Origin of the sequence: Acinetobacter stercoris, assembly GCF_900323515.1 — a bacterium.
GTDB lineage: Bacteria > Pseudomonadota > Gammaproteobacteria > Pseudomonadales > Moraxellaceae > Acinetobacter > Acinetobacter stercoris.
Map to the genome: position 1 here is coordinate 1 of NZ_OOGT01000196.1, position 7,477 is coordinate 7,477.

The 7,477-nt window shown below is 37.6% G+C and carries 6 protein-coding genes; 5 read left to right on the forward strand and 1 reads right to left on the reverse strand.

All coding sequences use genetic code 11. The annotated features are described in order from the left end of the window. Window positions 1-163 precede the first annotated feature (163 nt). The 5 genes from KPC_RS16105 (at window position 164) to rsfS (ending at window position 6,112) form a co-directional block, all read left to right on the forward strand. The gene (locus KPC_RS16105) at window positions 164-2,983 is read left to right on the forward strand and encodes a GacS-like sensor histidine kinase (RefSeq protein ID WP_121975375.1); all 2,820 of its coding nucleotides are present in this window, start codon (window positions 164-166) and stop codon (window positions 2,981-2,983) included. A gap of 117 nt (window positions 2,984-3,100) precedes the next feature. After that, window positions 3,101-3,889 carry a crotonase/enoyl-CoA hydratase family protein gene (locus KPC_RS16110; protein ID WP_121975376.1) on the forward strand — a complete coding sequence of 263 codons (789 nt, stop codon included), beginning with the start codon at window positions 3,101-3,103 and terminating at the stop codon, window positions 3,887-3,889. A gap of 27 nt (window positions 3,890-3,916) precedes the next feature. After that, window positions 3,917-4,783, forward strand: coding sequence for an NAD(P)-dependent oxidoreductase (locus KPC_RS16115; RefSeq protein WP_121975377.1), 867 nt, complete (start codon window positions 3,917-3,919; stop codon window positions 4,781-4,783). A 43-nt stretch (window positions 4,784-4,826) separates the two neighbouring features. After that, on the forward strand, window positions 4,827-5,621 hold the full coding sequence (locus tag KPC_RS16120) for a hydroxypyruvate isomerase family protein (RefSeq protein WP_121975378.1): 795 nt from the start codon (window positions 4,827-4,829) through the stop codon (window positions 5,619-5,621). Window positions 5,622-5,710: 89 nt separating this feature from the next. After that, a complete protein-coding gene (gene rsfS, locus KPC_RS16125; protein WP_121975380.1) occupies window positions 5,711-6,112 on the forward strand; it encodes a ribosome silencing factor in 402 nt (133 codons plus the stop codon). Window positions 6,113-6,306: 194 nt separating this feature from the next. Here rsfS and KPC_RS16130 read toward each other — a convergent pair whose 3' ends face one another. After that, on the reverse strand, window positions 6,307-7,176 hold the full coding sequence (locus tag KPC_RS16130; RefSeq protein ID WP_121975379.1) for a lysophospholipid acyltransferase family protein: 870 nt from the start codon (window positions 7,174-7,176) through the stop codon (window positions 6,307-6,309). Between the last annotated feature and the right edge of the window lie 301 nt (window positions 7,177-7,477).

Consider the following 7,477-nt stretch of genomic DNA (forward strand, 5'->3'; position numbering starts at 1 on the left):
GATAAGTACCTTAGAAATAAAAACGATAAACTTATCAATAAAATAGCAATAAAGTAACATTTTCTTAAAAAATAAACTTCAAACAAAACAGGTATTTTTATTGTCAACCTGAATGAAAAAAGCATGTTAAGATTCACGACATGGGTTGTGAGTTGCTGGAACCATGTCAAATTTTAATAAAAAACTTTTCAAACGCTTGCGCTTAAATCATGCTTATGGACAGCTTATTGCCATGATTTTTGTGCCAATTATGATTTTGGCATGTGTTGGTACTGTATTAGTACTTTCCGAAACATCAAACTCAGCCAAAACACAGCAACAATATGCAGCGGTTGCAATTTTAAGTCGCTATCAAAATATTGCACTCCAGCTTTTTGAAACCGTTCAGCTCAATCCGGCTCAACATGATCAAGCTAAAAACATCATGCAGAGCATTCTCAATGAAAAGCATTTAAAACGCGCCACGATTGCCGATATTCATCATAAAAACTACTTAAGTGTCGGTTATCAAGCCAATAACTTGTGGCCAGATTTCCCAGAAAACAGTACTTTTTTCGGTCCAATTAAATATAAGCATAACAATACTTTCGGCATGCGAATCGGTGTTGATCCAAATACAAAACTTCCAATCTGGTTAGTGATAGAACTGGACAATCAACCACTAGAAATTTCACATTATCGAGTGTTCATTGTTTTAATTACTACTGGCTTATTCACGTTACTGTTACTTTTATTGTGTTTGAATTTTTATTCTCGGCGCTGGATTGCTCCGATGTATGAAATTCGCATGCAATTACAACGTCTAAATGCAGACACACTTGATCAGCATATGGTGATTAATAGTACTGGTGAATTGCGTTTACTACAGCGAGATATTGCCAATGTCGTTAAGCGACTGCATTTTAGTTTTCTGGAACTAAAAGAACATACTGAACAAACTGAAGATGATTTAAGACGAACGCTGGATACACTCGAAGTTCAAAACATCACGTATAAGCAGGCACGTGATCAGGCAATTTCTTCCAATCAGGCAAAATCAGTTTTTCTTGCCAATATCAGTCATGAGTTACGCACCCCTCTCAATAGTATTGATGGCTTTATTCACTTGATGCTTCGTCAAGGAAATCTCAGTAATGACCAAAGTTTATATTTACAGACCATCCGAAAATCTTCTGCACATCTATTGGCATTGATTAATGATGTTTTAGATTTTTCCAAAATTGATGCAGGCAAACTGGAGTTAGAAACCGCACCATTTGATCTGGAAGAAGCCATCTTTGATGTGATGGATATGCTTTCTCCACTTGCAGCACAAAAGCAGATTGAGATGGCATTTTATTATGCTGATAACCTGCCACAACATGTGATTGGAGATGCTCTACGTTTTAAACAGATTTTGACTAACCTGATTTCGAATGCAATCAAGTTCACTCCTGATGGTGAAATTATCGTACGTGCTCGTATGGAGCATGATGATATTGGACAATGCTTAATTCACTTTAGTGTGCAAGACAGTGGTATTGGTTTGAGCGGAACAGACCGTAAAAAACTGTTTGAATCTTTCTCTCAAGGTGATGCATCTGTTACACGCCAGTTTGGTGGTACCGGGCTAGGGTTGGCTATTTCCAAACAACTTGTACATTTGATGCATGGGCAAATTGGATTTGAGGATAATCAGGAACGTGCACCAACTGAAAAAGGCTCAACCTTCTGGTTTACGGCCATGTTTACTGTTGATGAGGATATTAAACAGATTCATCCAAGTTTTCAAGACATGCATGTCGTGTCGTATTTGGCTCATCCAGCGACAGCAAATGTTTTACGACACTATCTTGAAGATTATAGTGTGCAACACATTGAAACCCAGTCTATCCTGGATTTATTCAGTCGCCTAAACTCACTTGCAAATGCCCCAGAAGATACATGGTTAATTGTAGATCATAGTGGTGATACCGAAGCTTTGCTCAGAGAGATTCGTGGACGTTACACAGGTAATCTGGCTGTCTATGGTTATCAAATGTCCTTAGAACCCAATATGTTACATGAATATAAAGCACGTCCTCTATATCAACCTTTAAGCCGAAGTGCGATTATCCAGCTTTTAAGCAACCAGCCTATTTTTGAAGTTGAACATTGTGATGACTTCAAAGAGCGTGATTTGCATGTTCTGGCTGTAGATGACCATTTACCAAACCTGATTGTACTTGAGGCACTCTTAGGTGAACTTAACGTCAAAACAACCAAAGTACAAAGTGGGCAAGAAGCATTGACTGTCATCCAGCAACGGATTGAACAAGGTTATAAACCATTTGATCTGGTCTTTATGGATATACAAATGCCTGTAATGTCAGGAATTGACACTACTCGTGCCATTCGCTCTTTAGAGTCAACACTTGATGGTATGCGTATGCCAATCATTGCGTTAACAGCACATGCATTGGCGGATGAAAAACAAAAACTATTAAAAGTAGGCATGGATGACTATGTCACTAAACCGATTCAAATTGAACAAATCATCCAGATCCTGACCAACTGGACAACAGACCGTTTTGTACAGCCACAACAAAAAACTGATAAAAGTTTTATTGCAGATGCATTAGATCCAGATATTCTGGATTGGAAGCAAAGTTTACAACTGGCTGCGAACAAAGAAGATCTTGCACAAGATTTACTCAAGATGATGGTGGATAGTTTCCCAACTGAACTTACGGAAATGCAGCAACTCATTGAGCTTGAAGACTTCCCTCAACTAGAGCATGTTTTACATAGGCTCTATGGTGCAACCCGATATGTAGGTACACCAAAACTACAAAAAGCAACTGGTGAGTTTGAACAATATGTATCGACATTGCGTAAAGAACAACGCAAGGCAGACGACACATTTATTCAGAATGTATTGCAACGCTATGATCATTTGCAACTGGTCATCCATGAAGTTGAAATAGCAGCCAAGCAGATTCTGGATAAACCATCCGAAGCATAGATTAATTGTTTGAGTATAACAACTTGCAACTTTGACACATTTGTGTGACTACACTGTCATGCAACACCTTGATTCACATGCTATGCTCAGGCTCATGGAAAAATAAGAGTTAATATCATGGCACTACTTCGCTTAGAGAAAAAAGACGGGATTGCTACAGTTTATTTAAACCGCCCCGAAAAACGCAATGCAATGAGTTTTGCTCTGCTTAAAGAGCTGGTTACAACTGCTCAAAACATCAAAAAGGATCGAAGTATTCGTTGTGTTATTTTAACTGGTGAAGCAAATGTTTTTAGTGCCGGGATTGACCTTTCTGATCTGAATAATCCTAAAAATACTGCTTATGCAGCTTGGGAGCTGATCAAACCGGGACAAAGCCTATTTCAAAAAGCATTTCTAATCTGGCAAGAACTACCTGTGCCCGTCATTGCAGCGATCGAAGGCTATTGTTTTGGTGCAGGTATACAGCTTGCTCTCGCAGCCGATATCCGTATTGCCCATCCCAAAACTCAAATGTCCATTATGGAAAGTCGTTGGGGACTCGTACCCGATATGGGATTGACCCGCTCTATCAAAGGAATCATCGGACTAGATCTAGCCAAAGAACTTACTCTGACAGCACGCGTGTTTGATGCTGAATATGCAAAAGAAATCGGCTTGGTAACCCATTTAAATGAAGACCCGCTCGCTCAAACAAATATTATTGCTAAAGAAATGCTGCAACGCTCCCCCGATGCACTCATGGCAGCAAAGCGGGTTCTTGATGCCATGCAACACCAGCCGCAAAAATCCTTAAGACTTGAAAAAATCTGGCAGCTTAAATTACTACTAGGTAAAAATAGTCAATTGGCTCGTAAAAAAGATAAAAATCCAGAAGTACAATTTTTACCGCGTCAATATAAATGATGCCTGATTAATCGTAGGAAAATAATCATGAATTTTGATCGCCAAACTAAAATTGCTTTTCTAGGTATGGGCTTAATGGGGAGTCGAATGGCAACCCGACTTCTACAGGCTGGATTGAACATTGCTGTCTGGAATAGAACAGCATCTGCTTGTGACTCTTTGATTGATATGGGAGCAACAGTATTACAGTTAGACCAGATTGATCAATATCCGATTATCCTGACCTGTCTTTCCGATGACTCTGCTGTTGAAGCTGTTTTCAATCAAATCCACCCCCAGTTGAAAGCAGGGCAAATCATCGTTGATTTTTCCAGTCTATCTGTGGATAAAACAGTCAAGCTTGCGGATAAATCTCGCCAATTAGGTGTAACATGGATCGACTCCCCAGTTTCCGGAGGCACTGTCGGGGCTGAAAATGGCACATTGGTTATTTTTGCTGGTGGAAATGCTGAAATCATCCAAGATTTAAGTCTCGTATATAATGTACTTTCACAACGTGTTACACGTATGGGTGAGACGGGTACTGGACAAGCAACAAAAATATGTAATCAACTCATTGTAGCTGCAAATAGTACGTTGATCGCAGAAGCAGTTGCCTTAGCGCAGCAGGCTGGAGTTGATACAACGTTACTGGCTCCTGCTTTAGCTGGTGGTTTTGCAGATTCAAAACCGTTTCAAATACTTGCACCACGTATGGCAACACATACATTTGAACCTGTGCAATGGAAAGTAAAAACCCTGTCTAAAGACTTAAACAATGCTGTAACTCTTGCGAAACAATTTGATCTGGATATTCCGGTTGCACAAAAAGCTTTATTACAATTAAACATGCACCAAGAAAAGGGCTATGCTGAAACTGATCTTGCAACTGTCATCCAGAGTGTGGAAAAGTAAATAGATCAAATCATCCAATAAAATAAATGCACGGAGCAATCATATGACCAAACTTGCCGTAAATTTATCCATGATCTTTACTGAAGTGCCTTTAATTGAACGTTTTGCTCTTGCACACGCACATGGTTTTCATAATGTAGAGATTCAGTTTCCTTATGAACTCAGTATTGATGACATCCGTGCCCAGCTTGAACTTTATGATCTGAATATTTGTCTGATTAATGTTCCAGCTGGTGACTTGATGCAAGGCGGTAACGGACTTGCTGGTATACCAGGTCGTGAAGCAGCTTTTCATCAGGCATTACAACTCGCTATCCAATATGCCTCTGAGCTGAATATCCCAAGCGTAAATATTTTAGCTGGCAAACAACCAATAGATTCAGACTTGCTCCCTTGCCTGAATACATTGGCAGACAACCTAAAACTTGCTTGTCATATGCTGACAGAATATGGCATTCAACCAGTTTTCGAGATGATTAATGGCACTGATATGCCAAGATTTCTTGTACAAAACATTGCACAGGCACAAGAAATGCTAGAAGCTGTTCAGCATAGTGCGCTGAAAATGCAGTTTGACTGTTACCATATGGCAATGATGGGTGAGGATGTATTGACAGCATTACAAGAAAATATTGACTGGATTGGACATATCCAATTTGCCGATTGTCCGGGACGGCACGAACCAGATACCGCTCAAATCAATTTCAACGATATTTTTAAATGGTTACAGCAAAGCTCTTATACAGGATATATCGCTGCAGAGTACAAACCTCGATCTCATTCAAATCAATCATTTGCATGGAAAGATAAATATTTTACAAATAATTTATCCATATAAAACAATAAGCGCCTATATCCATCATTTGAAATTCTTGGATAAAGGCGCTATATTAGACAATGAGTTATTGTCAGGAAAATATACTTCATATGAATTTAGAACCATCGCCCAGCGCTTCTAATTCTCACGAAATCTCAATGAATTCTCAAAGTCACGATGTACAAGCTTGCTTAAAAGTTGTACACGAAGCTCTACTTGATGTAAAAGCCAAAGATATTATTGAACTTGATGTTAGCGAAATCAGCAATGTTGCCGATGCTATTGTGATCGCTAGCGGTACATCAACACGCCACGTTAAAGCCCTTGCAGACAATGTTGCTGATGAAGCACGTAAAGCAGGTTTTCGTCCAATTGGCATCGAAGGCGAACGTGATGCTGAATGGATATTAATCGATCTCGGCATTGTTGTCGTGCATGTAATGCTTCCAACCGCACGTAAATTCTACGACCTTGAAAGCCTATGGCGTACTGCTCCTGAAGCAGTAGCATAAGAATTTTAAAAGCGACCATATTGGTCGCTTTTTTATGCCCAACTAACAATTTTAATTTTTCGATAAGTAACTTTTGTAAATATCGTATTAGCTCAATTTGTATAAGGCAAAGAGTTTTAAAAGTATCTATTATTAGAAGTCAGGTATTTAAAATCACCATAAACAATTTGATGCTACTCACTAAGAAACACGCTCTAGTTTTTATTATAAATATTCTCTTTATTTAAAATGACTCTAAAACGCTTATATCCCCACAAATATTGTTCAGGGGCTTGGGCAACAATCATTTGAACATCCTGATTCAGGGCACTAACCGATTGATCCAGATCTTTTGACAAAATATTTTCAGATAATGGGTAACAATGCACATGAAAAGCAGACCAACTATCTTGCCTAATACAACTCAGCCCCACAACATTACATTGTGTTTTATTTGCCAGTTTAGATACCAACGTACTGCACAATGTCTGCTGTCCAAAAAAATCTGAGTAAATCCCACCTGAATTTTTAGGTAAATGATCCGGTAAAATTACAGTTAAACCGCCATTTTTGAGATGTTTAAATAAAGCACGAACGCCACTTTCATTAGTAGGAACTAGCTCAGCATTTGTCATTTGTCTTGCATGTAAAATATAACGGTCAAAACTTTTATGTTTACTTGGTTTGTACATGATTTTTGGCGCAGCATATAAATTAATCCATGCATTTAACAATTCCCAGCATCCAAAGTGAGGAATCACAACAATTGTGCCTCTACCATTGTTAACTGCATTTTGAAAATGCTGCAAACCATCAATTTTTTTCAATAATGACAGACTATATTCTGGCGGCATACCCCAACATTTTATAAATTCGATCATTGTCAAACATTGGCTTATTACACTTGTTCTAATCCGGTGGTTTTGTTCTTTTTCAGATAAATCAGGATAAACCAACCTAATATTTATACGTGTAATACGCTTCAAGGATAAATTAAAAGTTAGAAAAAAATATGCAACACATAATGCGATAAATTGTAAAACACATAGTGGGAGTCTAGCGATTAACTTTAAAATATAATACATAAAAAACTTAATAGCTCATTTATAGACTTTCATAAAAACCCAGTAAAAAATTAAATAATCCCATATAAAATTAAAACTTTATAAAAAATAAAATCAGAATTTTAAATAAAAAATAAAATTAAAAACTAGAAAAATCTCATTAAAAATCAAACAAAAAAACAAATACCATCCAAAGAAAAACAAATTTAATGGATTTAAGAGATTATATTAAATATAAAAACACTTATACAGTACATTTGTATAAAAAAGCTTTAAATATGAAGAAAATCTGGACAAGTTATTATTATATACTGGTATAATT

Bases quoted from the DNA above. Each gene is read 5' to 3' on its own strand.
- KPC_RS16105 (WP_121975375.1), top strand. From the start codon at position 164: ATGTCAAATTTTAATAAAAAACTTTTCAAACGCTTGCGCTTAAATCAT.
- KPC_RS16110 (WP_121975376.1), top strand. From the start codon at position 3,101: ATGGCACTACTTCGCTTAGAGAAAAAAGACGGGATTGCTACAGTTTAT.
- KPC_RS16115 (WP_121975377.1), top strand. From the start codon at position 3,917: ATGAATTTTGATCGCCAAACTAAAATTGCTTTTCTAGGTATGGGCTTA.
- KPC_RS16120 (WP_121975378.1), top strand. From the start codon at position 4,827: ATGACCAAACTTGCCGTAAATTTATCCATGATCTTTACTGAAGTGCCT.
- rsfS (WP_121975380.1), top strand. From the start codon at position 5,711: ATGAATTTAGAACCATCGCCCAGCGCTTCTAATTCTCACGAAATCTCA.
- KPC_RS16130 (WP_121975379.1), bottom strand. From the start codon at position 7,176: ATGTATTATATTTTAAAGTTAATCGCTAGACTCCCACTATGTGTTTTA.